The 16,981-nt window shown below is 63.2% G+C and carries 19 protein-coding genes; 8 read left to right on the forward strand and 11 right to left on the reverse strand.

The window, feature by feature from the left end:
• Nucleotides 1-52 precede the first annotated feature (52 nt).
• The 6 genes from RHO23_RS06535 to RHO23_RS06560 form a co-directional block, all read right to left on the reverse strand.
• Complete coding sequence (locus RHO23_RS06535; RefSeq protein ID WP_057968258.1) at nucleotides 53-1,537, reverse strand: amino acid permease; 1,485 nt, start codon at nucleotides 1,535-1,537, stop codon at nucleotides 53-55.
• Nucleotides 1,538-1,642: 105 nt separating this feature from the next.
• Nucleotides 1,643-2,086, reverse strand: coding sequence for an SRPBCC family protein (locus RHO23_RS06540; protein WP_064408685.1), 444 nt, complete (start codon nucleotides 2,084-2,086; stop codon nucleotides 1,643-1,645).
• 76 nt (nucleotides 2,087-2,162) lie between these two features.
• Nucleotides 2,163-3,509 carry an HNH endonuclease signature motif containing protein gene (locus RHO23_RS06545; protein WP_070917805.1) on the reverse strand — a complete coding sequence of 449 codons (1,347 nt, stop codon included), beginning with the start codon at nucleotides 3,507-3,509 and terminating at the stop codon, nucleotides 2,163-2,165.
• A 53-nt stretch (nucleotides 3,510-3,562) separates the two neighbouring features.
• Complete coding sequence (fadD1, locus tag RHO23_RS06550; RefSeq protein WP_423488834.1) at nucleotides 3,563-5,158, reverse strand: fatty-acid--CoA ligase FadD1; 1,596 nt, start codon at nucleotides 5,156-5,158, stop codon at nucleotides 3,563-3,565.
• Entirely contained in the window at nucleotides 5,151-6,065 is a 915-nt protein-coding gene (locus tag RHO23_RS06555; RefSeq protein WP_070917803.1) for an alpha/beta hydrolase, read from the reverse strand. Before RHO23_RS06555 ends, fadD1 begins: the two co-directional genes overlap by 8 nt.
• On the reverse strand, nucleotides 6,062-7,384 hold the full coding sequence (locus RHO23_RS06560; protein ID WP_070917802.1) for a flavin-containing monooxygenase: 1,323 nt from the start codon (nucleotides 7,382-7,384) through the stop codon (nucleotides 6,062-6,064). Before RHO23_RS06560 ends, RHO23_RS06555 begins: the two co-directional genes overlap by 4 nt.
• A gap of 118 nt (nucleotides 7,385-7,502) precedes the next feature.
• Here RHO23_RS06560 and RHO23_RS06565 point away from each other — a divergent pair, with 118 nt between their 5' ends.
• From RHO23_RS06565 to RHO23_RS06590, 6 genes are read left to right on the forward strand one after another with little or no spacing between them, the layout of a single operon-like run.
• The gene (locus RHO23_RS06565; RefSeq protein ID WP_264921721.1) at nucleotides 7,503-8,132 is read left to right on the forward strand and encodes a TetR/AcrR family transcriptional regulator; all 630 of its coding nucleotides are present in this window, start codon (nucleotides 7,503-7,505) and stop codon (nucleotides 8,130-8,132) included.
• Between the two features lie 23 nt (nucleotides 8,133-8,155).
• Complete coding sequence (locus RHO23_RS06570; RefSeq protein WP_423488835.1) at nucleotides 8,156-9,958, forward strand: N-acyl-D-amino-acid deacylase family protein; 1,803 nt, start codon at nucleotides 8,156-8,158, stop codon at nucleotides 9,956-9,958.
• Nucleotides 9,959-10,001: 43 nt separating this feature from the next.
• Nucleotides 10,002-10,325 (forward strand): ArsR/SmtB family transcription factor, encoded by a 324-nt coding sequence (locus RHO23_RS06575; RefSeq protein WP_064408691.1) that lies wholly within the window; start codon nucleotides 10,002-10,004, stop codon nucleotides 10,323-10,325.
• Nucleotides 10,325-10,993 (forward strand): cation transporter, encoded by a 669-nt coding sequence (locus tag RHO23_RS06580; RefSeq protein ID WP_070921898.1) that lies wholly within the window; start codon nucleotides 10,325-10,327, stop codon nucleotides 10,991-10,993. Before RHO23_RS06575 ends, RHO23_RS06580 begins: the two co-directional genes overlap by 1 nt.
• Before the next feature lie 30 nt (nucleotides 10,994-11,023).
• On the forward strand, nucleotides 11,024-11,434 hold the full coding sequence (locus RHO23_RS06585) for an ArsR/SmtB family transcription factor (protein WP_082822404.1): 411 nt from the start codon (nucleotides 11,024-11,026) through the stop codon (nucleotides 11,432-11,434).
• Nucleotides 11,431-12,429 carry a cation diffusion facilitator family transporter gene (locus RHO23_RS06590; protein WP_064408694.1) on the forward strand — a complete coding sequence of 333 codons (999 nt, stop codon included), beginning with the start codon at nucleotides 11,431-11,433 and terminating at the stop codon, nucleotides 12,427-12,429. Before RHO23_RS06585 ends, RHO23_RS06590 begins: the two co-directional genes overlap by 4 nt.
• Here the strand turns inward: RHO23_RS06590 and RHO23_RS06595 are convergent.
• Both RHO23_RS06595 and RHO23_RS06600 read right to left on the reverse strand, forming a co-directional pair.
• Complete coding sequence (locus RHO23_RS06595; RefSeq protein WP_070921902.1) at nucleotides 12,404-13,663, reverse strand: APC family permease; 1,260 nt, start codon at nucleotides 13,661-13,663, stop codon at nucleotides 12,404-12,406. The genes RHO23_RS06590 and RHO23_RS06595 overlap by 26 nt on opposite strands.
• Nucleotides 13,660-13,995 (reverse strand): YnfA family protein, encoded by a 336-nt coding sequence (locus tag RHO23_RS06600; RefSeq protein ID WP_030098096.1) that lies wholly within the window; start codon nucleotides 13,993-13,995, stop codon nucleotides 13,660-13,662. The genes RHO23_RS06595 and RHO23_RS06600 overlap by 4 nt, the downstream gene beginning before the upstream one ends.
• A gap of 94 nt (nucleotides 13,996-14,089) precedes the next feature.
• On the opposite strand from RHO23_RS06600, the gene RHO23_RS06605 reads away from it, so the two are divergent.
• Complete coding sequence (locus RHO23_RS06605; protein WP_101312239.1) at nucleotides 14,090-14,533, forward strand: nuclear transport factor 2 family protein; 444 nt, start codon at nucleotides 14,090-14,092, stop codon at nucleotides 14,531-14,533.
• Between the two features lie 3 nt (nucleotides 14,534-14,536).
• Here RHO23_RS06605 and RHO23_RS06610 read toward each other — a convergent pair whose 3' ends face one another.
• Nucleotides 14,537-14,971 carry a PPOX class F420-dependent oxidoreductase gene (locus tag RHO23_RS06610; RefSeq protein ID WP_423489183.1) on the reverse strand — a complete coding sequence of 145 codons (435 nt, stop codon included), beginning with the start codon at nucleotides 14,969-14,971 and terminating at the stop codon, nucleotides 14,537-14,539.
• Between the two features lie 110 nt (nucleotides 14,972-15,081).
• Between RHO23_RS06610 and RHO23_RS06615 the strand changes: the two genes are divergently transcribed.
• On the forward strand, nucleotides 15,082-15,867 hold the full coding sequence (locus RHO23_RS06615) for an MBL fold metallo-hydrolase (protein ID WP_070921904.1): 786 nt from the start codon (nucleotides 15,082-15,084) through the stop codon (nucleotides 15,865-15,867).
• Nucleotides 15,868-15,883: 16 nt separating this feature from the next.
• On the opposite strand, the gene RHO23_RS06620 is transcribed toward RHO23_RS06615, so the two are convergent.
• Nucleotides 15,884-16,318 carry a hypothetical protein gene (locus RHO23_RS06620; protein WP_057963972.1) on the reverse strand — a complete coding sequence of 145 codons (435 nt, stop codon included), beginning with the start codon at nucleotides 16,316-16,318 and terminating at the stop codon, nucleotides 15,884-15,886.
• Nucleotides 16,319-16,374: 56 nt separating this feature from the next.
• Nucleotides 16,375-16,953: a TetR/AcrR family transcriptional regulator gene (locus RHO23_RS06625; protein ID WP_030098091.1), complete on the reverse strand. Its 579-nt coding sequence runs from the start codon at nucleotides 16,951-16,953 to the stop codon at nucleotides 16,375-16,377.
• Nucleotides 16,954-16,981 lie beyond the last annotated feature (28 nt).

A 16,981-nucleotide genomic window follows, 5' to 3' on the forward strand; every position in this document is an offset into this window, starting at 1 on the left:
GTGTACGACTACCGGTTGATCGCAACCTACAAGGCCGCTCCAACCGTTGCCGCTACCCGTCCCGGCCACCCGGCGGGTCGTCGAGCATGGGAGTGTGCGCTATCACCGGGTAGGCGCCGGTGTATCCGATGCGCTCCTGTGCGAGCTGCAGTACGCGACCACGGCACAGGTACCAGCCCGCGGTCAGCACGGGGACGAGTACCACGATCGCGATCAGGTTCCACGCGTTCTCGTAACACATCAACACCACCACGGCCGCCAGGAACGCCAGCGTCAGGTACCCGGTGTACGGGGCTCCGGGCATCCGGAAACTGCCCCGCCGCAGGATGCCTCGCTGCGACCACCGGTACAGCTGGATCTGGCAGATCACGATGGTGGCCCACGAGGAGATGATCCCGAGCGCCGCCAGATCCAAAGCGGTTTCGAACGCTTCGGCGGGAATGACCAGGTTCATGAATATCCCGACGAGTGTGAGGGCGCCGGTGACCGCGATGCCCATGAAGGGCACTCCGCCAGAGGTCATACGGGACAACACTTTTGGCGCACTGCCATTCATCGCGAGGGACCGCAGAATCCGCCCCGTGCTGTACAGGCCCGCGTTCAGGCTGGACAGTGCGGCTGTCAGCACCACAAAGTTCATGGCATCGCCGGCGTACGGCACGCCTATCCGGGAGAAGAAGGTGACGAAGGGGCTTTCGCCAGCTTTGTAGGTCCCATAGGGCAGTAGCAGTGCCAGCAAGATGAGCGAACCCACGTAGAAGACCGCGACCCGGAACACGACGGAGTTGATGGCCCGGGGCATCACCTTTTCCGGGTTCTCGGTCTCGCCGGCGGCGATGCCGACCAGTTCGACTGCGGAGTACGCGAAGACGACTCCCGAGGTGACGATCACCAGCGCCATCAGACCGGTGGGCAGCAGGCCGCCATTGTCCGCGATCACCGATGGTCCTGTGCTGGCACCCTCAACCGTGAAGCGGCCAGCCAGGAATACCGTCCCGATGACCAGGAACCCCATGATGGCAACCACTTTGATCAGAGCTGCCCAGAATTCCATCTCCCCGAACAGTTTGACGCTGATGGTGTTCATGGTCAGCACGATGACCAAGGCAATGAGTGCGATGGACCACTGAGGGATGGCCTTGAAGGCGCTCCAGTAGTGCATGTACAGCGCGATGGCGGTGACGTCGACGATGGCGGTGGCGGCCCAGTTGAAGAAGTACATCCAGCCTGCGACGTATGCCGCCTTCTCACCGAGAAATTCGCGGGCGTATGACACGAAGGACCCCGAGGACGGCCGGTGCAAGATCAGCTCGCCCAGAGCACGCAGGATGAAGAACACGAACACGCCGCAGACCGCATAAACCAAGAACAAGCCCGGTCCCGCGCTGTGTAACCGGCCACCGGCTCCCATGAACAGCCCCGTGCCGATGGCACCCCCGATGCCGATCATTTGGACTTGCCGGTTCTTCAGCCCCTTGTGATATCCCTGTTCCTCAGGGGCGGGCGCTGATGTGTCATATGTTGCCGGGGACGTCATCGTGCGACCGTAGCGACCGGAAAGTTGCTGAGTGGAACAACGATGTTACGAACATGCTGCGACACGGAGAGGTGACGCGTTGGTGCGGCGGACCGGGTTGCGCCCTCAAGGGCAAAGCTGTGGCAGGCCCTTGATGATCGCCCTGGTCAGCGCTTTGGCCGTAATCGCGGCTGCACCCGGTATGGCCATATCGAAGCGGATTGTGTAGTTCAGTTGCGTTCTGCCATCGGGGAGGTGGGTTAGTTCCTGACGACCCCAATGCTGCTTGAGTGGCGAGCCTTTGATGATCTTGTATTCGATCAAGGTGGGTCGATCAGCGGTCATGGTCGCCTCCCAGAACTCTGGTAGCAGGCCGACCTTAAGCCCACGGGCCGACCCGACGCCATAGCGCCCGGTCTCGCCGTCTCGCACCTCGGTTACCTTCAGTCCGAACAGCTCGTAACTTTCATGTTGGACGAGCTTGTCAAACACCACCTCGGGGGCGGACGTGAAGGTGTGTACGACCTGCACACGCACGGGGGCTGGCGGAATGGTGCCGTCGATAGCCATAGGTTCCTTTCAAAGGGACGACGGTGACGGTACCCGCTCTGTCACCAGAGGCAATGCCCTGGCGTCATCTCACCGGTTAGAACGGCGGTGGATTCGCCTTGGCGCGTGCGGCTTGTGCGTGCTCGCGTTGTAGTCGCTGTCGTTGGTTGAGGTTTCGTTCGGCGGTGAGGCGTTGTTGACGGTCTTGGGCGCGGGTGCGAGGCCTGCTGAGATTGGCGAACAGTAGCCCGCCGGCGGGGGTGGTGGGGTAGGTGTGTCCGGTGGGCGCTTTCCAGATGACGGTGCCGTCCGGCTCCTGAATTTCACGCCATCCGCAGAAGGTTTTCAGTAGATGGTGTTTGCGGCACAACGCCTTCAGGTTCTCTACTGAGGTACGGCCGCCGTCGGCGTATGCGACGCTGTGGTCCAGGTCTGCGGTATCGGCGGGGTGCGAGCAGCCAGGGAAGCGGCACATCTGATCGCGACACCGGATATAGGTGTCGAGGGTGCGGGTGGGCCGATAGCGGTCGGTGTCCCTGGCATGCAGGGGCCGGATCCGGGTGCCGGGCTGCGTGGCGATGTGGCGGGCCTGCGCGCCATTGATGACTCCGAATCCGGATACCTGGGCGGGCTCAAGGTTTTCGGGGTCTTCCAGGGTGTCCTGATTGGCGACTAGGTGAACGATGACAGGGGTGTCGGCAACGGAAACCCCCGCGCAGCCGGGGTCATCGCAGGTGCAGCGCATCCGATCCAGGCCCTGAGTGAGGGCGCCGATGGCATCGGCACGCCGTTGGGCTTTGGTGCGAGGGTCGGCGGGGCAGACGGTGGCGACCAGCTGCTCGAGACGTTTGTCGAGGGCCACGGCGTGTGGGGTCTGCAGTACACCCCAGATCTCGGCCAGGGGGTCGCCGGTATCGAGGGGCCGGATCTCGAGGTGGCGGTCGTCGGTGGCAGTTTTGGTGCGGCGCACCGCGTCACGGTCGTGGCGGTAGATCAGCGCGTCGAGCGCGCCGGTGATCCGTTTAATCGACCAGCGTTCCCAGCGGGGCAGCGCTTCGCAGATCGCCGCATCGACCGCGGCGACTAGAGCATCGTCTTCCAGTAGTTCGGTGCGCCCGATGATCAACGCGACGGTGCGAAAGTCGATGTCTCCGGCGGCGAATCGCTGTGCCACGGCACGCAGCCGATGGCGTAGGACATAGGCGTAGCGCATCTGATGTGAGGCCAACGCGTGGGTGATGCCCTGTGCGGCGGCCACTTGTGCGGCAACCTCGTCCCAGCGGTCCACCGCAAACCTGTCGCGAGGATCCTGCTGCTCGGGGTCCGCGTGGCGATCCACCAGCACGCCAATGGCAGAGAGTCGTCGCGCGGCTGCCTGTGCCTCCGCGCGCTGCGAGGAGCTGATCACATCGATCAGTCCACCGTCTGCCAATCCATCGAACATATGTTCGAGTTTAGTGTGGAAAATTCAGCCGCGCAATGGCTTTAGCGAACAACTCAAGTCACTCTGGAAACATAGCCCGTTGGGGATGCTGCCAGGGCAGGTATTCGTTCGTCGCGGTCCCACAGCTCATCGTCCCCGACATCAAGGCCCTGTGAAATCAGCACACGCTTGAGAACCTTGTTGGTCGCGGTGGACGGGAGCCCGGGTGCCACGCGCACATATCGCGGCCAACCGGTTCGCGGCAGATCCTCCTGGGCGGCTAGAAACGCGGTGAAACCCGACGGCGTCAACGGCTCCCGCAGCACCAGTGCGGCCATCACCTCGTCGCCCCCGGAGGCGTCGCGGACGGCGTAGACGGCCACCTGGCTCACTGCGGGGTGCCGGTGCACGATCCGTTCGATGGGTGCTGCCGCCAGGTTCTCGCCATTAATCCGCATCCAGTCGGCTGTCCGCCCGGCCAGATAGATCCAGCCGTCTGCGTCCCGGTAGGCGAGGTCGCCCGACCAATACATACCGTGGCGCATCCGTTCACCGGTAGCCTCGTCATCGTTGTAATACCCCGAGAAAAAGCCTGCCCCTTGGGTATTCACCAACTCACCGACTGCTTCATCGGGATTGACCAGGATGCCGTGCGGATCGAACCGGGCCACGGCGCATTCGATCAACGTGTCGGAGTCGTAAATCGCGACACCGGGGAAGCCCTTGCCGATGGAACCCGTCGGCGTACCCTCCTCCCGGGTGACGATGACGGCATTCTCCGTCGAACCGAATCCGTCGTACACCGCGACATCGAATCGTCGAGCGAACTGGTCAATGTCGTTATCGCAGGCCTCGTTCCCGAACGCCACCCGCAGCGGGTTGTCCGCATCATCGGGCCGTTCTTGTGTGGCAAGGAGATATGCCAGTGGCTTGCCGACATAGTTCATGTAAGTGGCGCCGACCTCCCGGATGTCCTGAAGAAAGCCCGATGCGGAGAATTTCGCCGGGGCCAGCGCGGCACCCGCCGCCATTGCGACACCCCATCCGGCCAGCACGGCATTCGAATGAAACAACGGCATCGAGACATAGCAGACATCGTTGGGGCACAGCGAGAATCGGGATACCAGCGACTGAGCCGCGACGAGCACCATCATGTGTGTCACGAGAACTGCCTTCGGGTCACCGCTGGTCCCTGAGGTGAAGATCATCATGAAGGGGTCAAGGGCCGCGGCAGTCCGATACGGCTCCAGCGCGCCGGCCGCCTCGACATCGCGGCGCCAGCCCGTCCCATCGACATCGATCACAACGACGTCAGATAGATCCAACGATTCGAGCAGAGGGCGATGCTCGCTGTCCACAAGCAGTAGCTGCACATCCGCCTTGCGGATATCGCGCACCAAACCCTCACCACGACGAGTGTTGTTGATCGCGCACAGGATGTATCCGCCCTGAGCGGCCGCAGCCATCGCAATCGCCATCGCAGGGGTATTGCCCAGCAGGGTGCCGACGTGAAGAGGCCGGTGCGGGTCGGCCCGCCGAATCAGTGCTGCCGCCTGACGGTCCGCCTCGGCCACGTACTCGCGCCAGGTCCACGTCGCGCCTCGATACATGAGTGCAACGTTGTCATCGGTGGCCCGGGCACGCACCAGCTGCTGAATGGTCTCAGCCATGAACTGCTTCGGTCAGCGACGCCGACCGGACGCCCAGGTGTCTTGTCAGAAAGCCTATTTGGTGGGACACGACGGAGTCGAAGCACTCCTGGCCCTGATAGACGCCGAAGTGATCACAGGGGTAGTGGCGCACCTCGGCCCGTGCCTTGAAGGCGGCCTTGGCGGCGGCGTACGGTGGCGCGGCCCGATCGAAGTCGGCGACCTGCACCAGCGTGGGACAGTTGATCCGCGCGGCATGGCGGGTGGGACGGTACGCGGCAAGTTGAGTGCCCACCGTCGCGTCGATCTCGTTGCGCCAAGAAGGTCCCGCGATCGCCAGATGCGCCTCGTAGTACCCGTCTGATGTCAACGCCGCGAGCTCTCCCACATGCCCGACGATCGGAATGGTCTGCTGGTGACGTCCCACCCGGCTGCGGATACCGGTAAGCGCCGAGCGAGCCAAGGTGCCGGCGCTGTGTTCGCTCATCGCCGAGCGCGCAGCCGCAATGCCGTCCACCAACGGCGTCACCGAGACGACGGCCGCGATATCGTTTCGCGAACCGGCGACGGCCAGTACGTGCCCACCGGCGAGGGACACACCCCACAAGACGACCCGCCTGGGATCAACACCGGGGAGGCGGGCGGCGGTGTTCACGGCAGCGTGATAGTCGCCGATCTGATGGCTGAACGAAACCTTTTGCCGGGGAAAACCGTCGGAGGATCCGAAGCCGCGATAGTCGAACGCGAAGGCGTGCATGCCCGCGTCGGCGAGCCGCTCCGCGAAGGCTTCCAGTCCCGAATCCTTGGTACCGCCCAGTCCGTGTGCCATCACCACGACGGGGGCCGGCTCCGTTGCCGTCTCCGAACGGTACAGCCATGCATCACAGTCGATTCCGTGGCTGTTGAATCGGATGTTCTGCCGGTTCATGCGGCACCCCTCGCCCGCGCGAGTCCGCGGGGGATCTCCCTGGTTCTCATATCGTGTTCGTAGAGGAAATAGTCCAACTGCTGCGTGTGGCGCGGGCGATCAAGCATGTGCCCGGTGTACTTGCGATGTTCCGCCTCGATCACCTCGTGCATCTCACCGATCGAGGGCAGCCGGTATTTGCCTGCCGCATAGGCACCCACCAGTCGTGCCTGGCACTCGACGAACGGAAACAAGGATGGAACGGCCTGCGCCAGGCCGACGAAGATCAGGTCGTCCAGCCCGGGTTTGAACATCCGTTTGTACAGGTCGATGCGATTGTCCGGCGCACTGAGAAATGCCGGATCGAAGAACGGGAAGGTGATGTTGTAACCCGTGGCGAAGATGATCACATCGAAGTCCGCGGACGTGCCGTCCTCGAAATGCACCGTGTCACCGTCCAGTCGGTCGATGTTCGGCTTGGGAGCGATGTCTCCGGATCCAAGTCGCAGCGGGAGCTCGACGGATTGGGTGAAATGTGCCTCGCCGAACTTATGGTTCGGCATCGGTAGCCCCAACTGATCGGGGCGACCCGACATGAGGGGCTGCATCATCTGAAAGAGTTTGCGCTGCCATGACATCGGTATGTGTGGGCTGGTGCGGAAGTACTTATCGGCGGGCTGGCCCGCCACGTACTTGGGGACGATCCAGGCGCCGGACCGGGTGGAGAGGGCGACGGTGTTTCCGGTAGCCCGGGACGATAGCTCTACCGCGATATCGGCGGCGCTGTTACCCAGGCCCACCACCAGGATCCGTTTGTCCATGAGATCCAGGGGAGTGCGGGGATCGATGTAGTGGTGAGAGTGCAGCGTCGTGCCGGCGAAGGTTCCGGGAAAATCGGGATATCTGGGGTCCCAGTGATGTCCATTGGCGACGACGAGAAGGTCGAACAATCGGCGTTCACCCTTCTGCGTCAGCAGTTCCCAGCCACCGGTTGACAAGCGCTCAGCGTGGACGATGCCGTTCTGAAATTCAATATGGGACTTGAGATCGAAGGCCGTCGCGTAGTCCTCCAGGTACTGCTTGATCAGGGTGTGGTGAGGAAAATGTGGGTAGCTGTCGGGCATGGGGAAGTCGCGGAAGGAGAGCTGATGCCGCGAGGTATCGATGTGCAGGGAACGGTATGCACTGCTATGGCCGTTGGGGTTGCCGAATGCCCAGTTTCCACCAATGCGATCGGACGTTTCGAAACAGGTGTACGGAATTCCGTAGTCGGACAGCATCTTCGCGGACGTCAGTCCGCTGATTCCGGCACCGATGATCGCGGTCTTGGGTCGGGTCATGGGACTCCTTGAGGTCCGGCCGCGGCATTGCGGTCGCTTGTGAACAGTTTCGAAAATCTGTTCATCCGAAGTGTACACAGATCTTGAAATGTGTCTACAGCTTGTCTAGATTGAGGGCATGACCGCAGTGTTCGATGAAGGTTTGATACCCGACCCCGATGGCGATTCAGTCGCCGCCCGGCTGCTCGACGCTGCCGAGAAGATATTGGCTGACAAGGGAATTCGGGCAACAACGATGACGGACGTGGCGGAGGAAGCCGGCGTATCGCGTTCCTGGCTGTACCGTCACTTCCCGGACAAGCAGACTCTGGTGGGTGCCGCGATCATCCGATTGATCGAGACCAGCTGGGCCCAGTCCGCCGCGGAGCTTGCGGACATCGAGGGGTTCGAGGCTCAGTTGGTGGCCGGGGTGAAAATCGGCCGCCGCGCATACGACGATCCCGGCACCTTGCTCATGCGGATGCGAGTACGCGAGCCCGAGGAGTTCATGGCCTGCGCCGGCGCGGGCGTGCAGGGGCTGGTGCCCGATCTCGCCGGATTCTGGCGCCCGTATCTCGAGGCGGCCCGCGATGCCGGAGAGATTCACGCGCGCACAGACATTGAGGAAGCAAGCGAGTGGATCGCCCGTGTGATGATCAGCCTGGGCAGCGTACCCGGGAACCACATGGACCCGGATGATCCTGCCTCGCTGCGCCGCCACTTCCGGAGATATGTCCTACCGGCGCTTCGCATAGCGCCCGTGAAATAGCAGTAACACAAGGAGAGTCGACTATGGCTTCGCACAACGACGTGCAGTTCGACACGGTGATCAAGAATGGGCGATGGTTCGATGGAACCGGCGCGGCATCGGCTATCCGAGACATCGGGATCAAGGACGGTCATATTGTCGCGATCTCGCACGGTGACCTCGATGTCACGCACTGTCCGCACATCATTGACGCGACGGGAAAATGGGTGCTCCCGGGGTTGGTGGACGTCCACACGCATTACGACGTGGAAGTCCTCGCCGCACCCGCACTGTCGGAGTCGGTGCGGCACGGCGTGACAACGGTGCTACTGGGTTCTTGCTCGCTGTCCGTGGTGCATGTCAACGGCGTCGATGCCGGGGACATCTTCGGCAGGGTGGAGGCGATACCGCGCGATCACGTCATCGGGGCGATGGATCGGCACAAGACATGGACGAATGCGCGTGAGTACATCGCGGCGCTGGAGTCGCTTCCGCTGGGGCCGAATATTGCGACGTTCCTGGGGCATTCGGATATGCGCGCGGCGGTGATGGGTTTGGATCGCGCCACCCGTAAGAACGAACGGCCCACGCCCGATGAGCAGTCGCAGATGGACAGGTGGTTGACCGAGGCCCTCGATGCCGGTTTTGTCGGCATGTCCTCTCAGCAGCTGCTCTTCGACAAGCTGGACGGCGATGTGTGCCGTTCTCGGACGCTGCCGTCTACCTATGCCAAGCCGCGTGAGCTGCGAAAGCTCAAATCCCAGCTTCGCCAAAGGAATCGGGCGCTGCAATCTGGTCCGGACATTGAGAATCCGTTGAACGTGTTGTCGCAGGCAGTCCAGTCTCTGGGCATCCTGCGCAAGCGGCTATCGACGTCGCTGCTCTCGGCGGCCGATATCAAGGCCAACCCGTATGCGATCAGGGCGATGGGGCCGCTCGCCCGCATCATCAACAAACTGGGTGGCAATTTCCGCTGGCAGCATCTGCCCGTGCCGTTTGAGGTCTATGCGGACGGTATCGACCTGGTGATCTTCGAAGAATTCGGTGCGGGGGCCGCAGCCTTGCACTTGCGCAACGAAGTGGAGCGCAATGATCTGCTGCGCGACGAGAAGTACCGTCGCCGGTTCCGCAAGGAGTACGAGAGCAAGTTTGGTGTAAGAGTCTGGCACAGAGACTTTTTCGATGCCGAGATCGTTGCCTGCCCTGATGACTCGGTCGTCGGCAAGTCTTTTGGCCAGGTCGGTGTGGACCGCGGGGGCCTGCATCCTGTCGACGCGTTCCTTGATCTGGTGCTCGAACACGGCACCGCCATCCGCTGGCGCACCACTATTTCCAATCATCGTCCCGAGGTACTCAGGCAGCTCGCGCAAGATCCCGGCATCCAGCTCGGCTTCTCCGATGCCGGTGCTCACCTGCGGAACATGGCCTTCTACAACTTCGGGCTGCGGCTATTGAGGCATGTGCACGAGGCGCAACTAGCCGGACAGCCGTTCATGACCATCGAGCAGGCCGTGCACCGACTGACTGGTGAGCTTGCCGATTGGTACCAGATCGATGCCGGTCATCTCCGAATCGGCGACCGGGCAGACCTTTTGGTGGTTGACCCCGCGAGGCTCGATGGATCCCTGACGGAGTATGCCGAGCAGTCCGTTGCTGCTTACGGGGGATTGTCGCGGATGGTCAATCGCAATGATGAGACAGTCTGCTCGGTGCTGGTCGGCGGACACGGCGTCGTGGTCGACGGAAAGCCCACCGAAATTCTCGGAAAGGAGCGAACGGGGGTCTTTCTGCGTGCCGGGCAGAAAGCACGTTCGGCTTCGGCGGGGCACGTACCGGCCGCCAGTTAGTACATCTAGATCTGAATACAGAAGAAGATGTACTATCCATGTCATGGAGACCCTGGTCCATCGTGATGCCCTGACGAGATTTGGATCGGCACTGTCGGACCCGACGCGCTCGGCGATCCTGCTGAGCCTGCGATCGCGGCCCGGTTACCCTTCGGAGCTCGCCGAGGAGGTTGGGGTATCGCGTCAGATCACCTCGAATCACCTTGCGTGTCTTCGCGGTTGCGGACTTGTCGTCGCCGTTCCAGAGGGTCGGCGCACCCGTTACGAGCTGGCCGATGCGCGGATCGCCCACGCCCTGGACGACTTGGTGGACTTGGTGCTGACGGTCGATCCGTCCTGCTGCCCGGCTGATGAGGATTGCTGCTGATGGTGCTCACGTCCCAGCGCCGAGACGTGCTCAATCGCAGGGTGCGTCTTTTCGTCGCCGCCACCATCACCTACAACGTCATCGAGGCCGTCGTCGCCCTCTCGGAAGGTGCGCGGGTGTCCTCGACCGCGCTGATCGGCTTCGGCTTGGACTCGGTTATCGAGGTGTCTTCGGCCGCCGCGGTGGCGTGGCAATTCAGTGCCGAGGATCCGCAGACCAGGGAGAAGGCCGCGCTGCGGGCCATCGCGTTCTCGTTCTTTGCGCTGGCCGCGTATGTGACGGTGGAGTCGATCCGGTCGCTGGCGGGGATCGGCGAGGCTCGGCATTCGACGATCGGTATCGCGCTGGCGGCGGTGAGCCTCGCGGTCATGCCGGTGCTGTCTTGGGCGCAACGCCGGGCAGGTCGTGAGCTGGGATCTGCGTCGGCGGTGGCCGATTCCAAGCAGACGCTGCTGTGCACATATCTGTCGGCGGTCTTGCTGGTAGGACTGCTCGTCAACTCCCTCTTCGGGTGGTCATGGGCGGACCCGGTCGCGGCGCTCGTGATCGCAGCCATCGCGGTGCGTGAGGGCATGAACGCCTGGAGGGGCGAATCCTGCTGCGCACCAATGACCACGTCGGTGCCGGGGAGTGCCACCGCCGACGGATGTGGGTGCTGCGAGCACTGACAGGCTCCATGGTCTACTATCTGCGTATCAATGCAGATATGCAGTAGAGGAGTCACGGTGAATGCTGATCGTTCGCCATTGGGTGATGAGCAGGTTGGGCTGGTAGTCGAAGTATTTCGAATGCTTGCCGATGCCACCCGGGTTCGGGTGTTGTGGGCACTGACTGGCGGCGAGTTATCGGTCAATGAGCTGGCCGACCACGTCGGCAAACCGGCGCCCTCGGTATCGCAGCATTTGGCGAAGTTACGTATGGCCCGGTTGGTCCGGACTCGTCGCGACGGCACCACCGTTTACTACAGCCTGGAAAACGAACACGTCGAGCAGTTGGTGACCGATGCCGTCCACAACGCCGAGCATGCGGGTCCGGGAATCCCGCCGCATCACCGCGCCGAGGCCGTGCTGCATACCGCCGGATCCGTGAAAAAGGTTGGTAAGAAATGAGTCACACCCGAAACCAGCCCGCTCATCACGATCACCATGATCATGGTCATCAGCATCCCGGAGGGTTGAGGGGCCTGCTCGCCGAGATCGTGTCGCCGCATAGTCACGATGCCGCCGACAGCATCGACGATGCGCTCAGCTCCAGTGCGGCCGGAACTCGGGCCGTGAAGATCAGCCTGGCCGCGCTGCTGGTGACGGCTGCGTTTCAAGTGGCGATCGTGGTGGTGTCCGGTTCTGTGGCGCTCGCCGCCGACACCATTCACAACTTCTCCGATGCGCTCACGGCGGTGCCGCTGTGGATAGCCTTCGCACTCGGAACACGGGTCGCGACAAGGCGATACACCTACGGATTTGGACGTGCCGAGGATCTGGCCGGCCTGTTCGTCGTATCGATGATCGCGCTGTCGGCCGTGGTGGCGGGCTATGAGGCTGTGATGCGTCTGATCCACCCGGTGCAGATCGGTCAACTGGGTTGGGTGGCGGTCGCCGGAGTGGTCGGGTTCATCGGAAATGAACTCGTCGCTCTCTACCGGATCAGGGTAGGCCGCCGGATCGGTTCTGCGGCGCTGGTCGCCGATGGCCTGCATGCGCGCACCGACGGGTTCACCTCACTGGCTGTGGTACTGGGTGCCGGAGGTGTCGCATTGGGATATCCCTTGGCGGACCCGATCATTGGATTGGTGATCACCGTGGCGATTCTCGCGGTGCTGCGCACCGCGGTTCGAGATGTATTCCGGCGGTTGATGGACGGGGTGGATCCGGCATTGGTGGATGCCGCGGAAACGGCGCTGGTGGCTCAGCCGGGGGTGCGCACGGTGCGCAGCGTGCGGCTGCGATGGATCGGGCATCGCCTCCACGCGGATGCCGAACTCGATGTCGACCCGGACATCAGCCTGGCTGAAGCGCACCGGATCGCTCATGTTGCCGAACATGAACTGACTCATGCGGTGTCAAAGCTGGACAGCGCTCTTATTCACGCGTATCCGGGCCACTGAGGCGGCGGACCGCGTAGATGAAGATGCCGACTGCCAGCACGGCTGCACCGGCGACGACCGAAGGCCGTGGCAGTGAGAGGGCAATGACCACGCAGCCTGCCAGACCAAGCGCGGGAACTATTCGCGGCGGTCGCCCCTCGGCGGGGGCGAGTGTCCACGCCGAGGCATTGGCCACCGCGTAGTACACCAGCACCGCGAAGGACGAGAACCCGATCGCGCCGCGCAGGTCCGCGGTGGCTGCCAGGATCGAAACCACAAGACCGACAAGAAGTTCAGCGCGGTACGGTACTCCGTACCTGGGGTGCACCGCCGCCAGGGCGTGAGGTAGATGGCGATCACGCGCCATCGCGAAGGTGGTGCGTGAGACCCCGAGGATGAGTGCCAGCAACGAGCCCGTCGCCGCCACGATGGCGCCGATCCGCACCACCGGTTCCATCCACCGCACACCCGCCGCGGTGACGGTGTCGAGCAGGGGAGCCGCAGATGCCGCCATCCGCTGGGGACCCAGTGTCGTCAATGTCGCCACGGCGACAACGGCATACACAACCAGAGTGATCGCCAACGCGATGGGGATCGCGCGGGGGATGGTGCGTGCCGGATCGCGCACCTCCTCACCCAGAGTCGCGATGCGGGCATATCCGGCGAACGCGAAAAACAACAGGCCCGCGGCCTGCAGCACTCCGGTGATCGACACATCGGTGATGTCGAGGGTCACGACCCCGATGCCGTCGGATCCGAACGCCGTGACCACAATCGCCGCCAACACCGACAGCACGATCGCCACGATTGCGCGTGTCACCCATGCCGACTTTTGAACTCCCGCATAGTTGATCGCGGTCAGGGCCACCACGGCCGCCACGGCGACGGCGTGTGCGTGGGCAGGCCACGCGTAGAAGCCCACGGTCAGGGCCATGGCGGCGCATGACGCGGTTTTCCCGACCACGAAGCCCCAACCGGCCAGATATCCCCAGAAGTCGCCGAGACGCTTGCGGCCGTACACGTAGGTGCCGCCTGAGGCGGGATACACCGCAGCCAGCCGGGCCGAGGATGTCGCATTGCAGTAGGCGATCACCGCGGCCAGTCCCAGGCCCAGCAGCAGCGCTGAACCGGCCGATTGGGCGGCGGGCCCCAAGGCGGCGAAGATTCCGGCGCCGAGCATGGAGCCCAACCCGATCATGACGGCATCGAACGTGCCCAGCTCTCGGCGCAAGGGGCCGGACGCAGCGCGGCTCATGCGCTCCGCGGCATGTACATGATGACGGCCACCCCTACCAGGCAGACGAGCGCGCCGCCGATGTCCCAACGATCGGGCCGGAAGCCGTCCATCACCATGCCCCACAAGAGTGACCCGGCAACGAACACCCCGCCGTAAGCCGCCAAGATGCGGCCGAAGTGGGCGTCCGGTTGCAGGGTCGCCACGAACCCGTAGGCGCCCAGTGCGATCACTCCGAATCCCACCCATGTCCAGCCGCGATGCTCGCGCACCCCCTGCCATACCAGCCAGGCACCGCCGATCTCGAGGACCGCGGCTGCGGCGAATAAGAGGATCGACTTTGCGACGAGCATGGGGTGAGCCTAATCGCCCAGATCGGACCCGCTGCGGGTGCGCGGATCGTAGGATCTCGACTCGTTGCACTTCGGGGGAAGGAAAGCTATCGGGATGTCATCAGCGTCGGTGGTTATCGGTCTGTGGGTAGCCCTTTCGGAGAGAAACTGGGACGCGGTCACCACGTTTCTTGACGATGATTGCATTTACTTGGACATGCCGGTCGGACCCACCGCTGCGGCATGCGGGCCACAGAACATCGTCAAGCGTCTGAAGATCGGCCTGGAGCCGCTGAAGGACTATGTGCACCATGACGGGCTAATCGTCGCCAATGGTGCAGACGTGATGTATGAGCACTCCGAGACATGGATCTGGACCACCGGGGAAACCGCGCTGCTACGGTTCGCGTCTGTGCTCAAGGTGGTTGACGGGAAGATCACGCTCTGGAAGGACTACTGGGACATGGGGGCACTGACGAACGTCGCGCCGCCATCATGGTTGGAAGACCTCGCGAGTGCGGACATGAGCTGGATTTATGACGCAACAGGAAAGGTCTGAGGCTCAGCTCAATTTCTCGCCGTAGACGCGCTCGACCTTCAACGCCATCAGGACGCGTCGGTCGGACACCATGACAGCGCGGTACTCCTCCCAATCAGGATGTTCGCCGGCCGCTCCGCGGTAGTAGTCGACGAGCGCTTCGACTTCGGGCCCGTGAGGGTCGGTACCGGGCCCGGTCAGGGTCACTCGACCCTCAGCCGTTGCCCAGGCCCGTCCGTCCGAGCTGGTGACCTCCAGCGCGGCGCGAGGATCACGGCGAAGGTTCACGGTCTTGGCACGGCCATCCGTCATCGAGACGTAGATGACGCCCTTGTCGCGGTCATAGAACGGGGTGACGGGGGAGAGCTGCGGGAGTCCAGTGGATCTGATGGTCGCCAGGACGCCGATGCGGCTGTCGGCTATGAGCGCATGCGGATCGAACTGCAGGGCGGCATTCATATCTGCACGAACCAGGCGCATGGGGCCGGTATTCCGCGCAGTCGACCCGAAAGGCGAGACCGGGAAGATACTGTGAAGGAAGACGGGCTTAGGCAACGATGAGGTGAGGTATGAAGGTCCACCATCTCAATTGCGGCACAATGGCATTCGGTTTTGTGGACCACTGCTTGCTGGTGGAGACGCCGAACTCCGGGCTGGTGCTCGTCGATACGGGGTTCGGTCTCGAATGCATCCGAAATCCGCGACTACTCGGGTGGACGCGGCACGCCATCGGACCTGTGCTGCGGGAGAGCGAGACGGCGGTGCGACAGATCGCCGCGCTTGGTTACGACCCGGCTGACGTACGGCATGTACTGCTGACCCATCTGGATTACGACCACACCGGCGGCCTCGCGGATTTCCCGTCGGCGACTGTGCACGTGCACGGGCCCGAGCTTCGTGCCAGCAGGCAGCCAACCGTCGTCGATCGAATCCGTTACCGCACTGCCCAATTGTGTGGGCATGGAGTCAACTGGCAGATCAACGAGCTTGATGGTGGCGAGCCGTGGTTCGGTTTTGACGCCGTTCGGGACCTCAACGGGCTGCCGCCGGAGATTCTGGTTGTGCCTCTGTACGGACACACAAGGGGCCACGTTGGCGTCGCCGTCGACACGGGAAACGGATGGCTACTGCATGCCGGTGATGCCTATACCGAGCCGCATGCGATCGGCACCGGTCCGTTGACCACCGCGAGCAGGGCCATGCACATGATCACCGCGCACCCGAGTCGCCCGCGTGCTCAATGGCAGAACATGCGGCGTCTCACCGAGTTGGTAGCCGAGCAGGCCAGGGACGTCACCGTGTTCTGCAGCCATGACACCGCGGCGTTCGCGCGGCTTGCGCGCCAGGTTGTTTGAGTGCCAATAGGAGTTTCTAGACGACGGTGACGGTCCCGGTGCAGTGGGCGATGTTTTCGTCATTCCAGAAGAAGCCGGAACGGCCACCGTAATCGGTAGTGATCTCTACCTGGCCGGGGCCGGTGACGACGTTGTAGATCGATGCTCCTGCGGTGCCCGATCCGTCGCCGTGCGCTTCGCCGACAGCGCCAGTGGTCAGGTTGCGCCACTGGAAGTACGCCTGCTTGGGTCCGGCCAGGCCGTCCGTGGCGTTCATGTTGAGCGTGCCGGGGATCAGGTCGCGACGTGCATCGGCTTGGCTTGCCTGCCAGGCGCTGACACGGACATCGCCGTCGAAACAGAGGGCGACCTCGCCGAAGGGCGCCGCCATTGCCGTCGGGCAGGAGACGAGTCCGGCGCCGAGAACGGCGAGGGTGAGAGTGGCCGTGCGGCCCACAGGTATCGAACGCATGCAGGGAGTATCGCCCATGTGTCATCGATCTGGCCGAAGTTTCCCGACGCGGCGGTTCAGTCGGCTCCCAGGGCTGCGGAGATGAGGCGCCACAGTCGGTCGGTGATCTGCCCGGGTGCGGGGAGTGGGGTCAGGCGGAGCTGTTGCGCGATCCCGTACCGAATTCCGCCGATGATGAAGGCTCCCGCACTGTCGGGTTCGATGTCTGCGGGCAACTGACCCAGTTTCTGACCGCGACGGATGTTCTTGGCGGCGTTGTGGCTAATGCGTTGCAGGTAGGTCGCTTCCAGCTCGGCCAGCTGGGGATCCAGTGCGGCGCGGTTGAGCAGGATCGGCGCCAGCGGATCGGCGACGTGATAGTCGACGAAGCGACGGGTGCGCTCCAGTTCATGAACATGCCAGTCGGTGTCCATGGCCAGATGCGCGTCGGCAATCGCGTGGACGAGGCCCTCGTAGAACTCGTCGTAAATGACGGCGAGCAGGCCGCTTTTTGATCCGAAGTGATGGTAGAGAGCGCCGGTGGTCAGCCCGGCCCGTCGGGTCAATCCGCTCAGATCCATCACTCCGTTGCCGCGGACAAGTTCGTCACGGGCGGCGTCGATGAGCTGTTGACGTCCGATTGAGGGGCGTGCCACTATGTCATCGTACAAAACATAATTATCT

It is taken from the genome of Mycobacteroides sp. PCS013, from assembly GCF_049532645.1.
In the GTDB taxonomy this organism is placed as follows: domain Bacteria; phylum Actinomycetota; class Actinomycetes; order Mycobacteriales; family Mycobacteriaceae; genus Mycobacterium; species Mycobacterium gwanakae.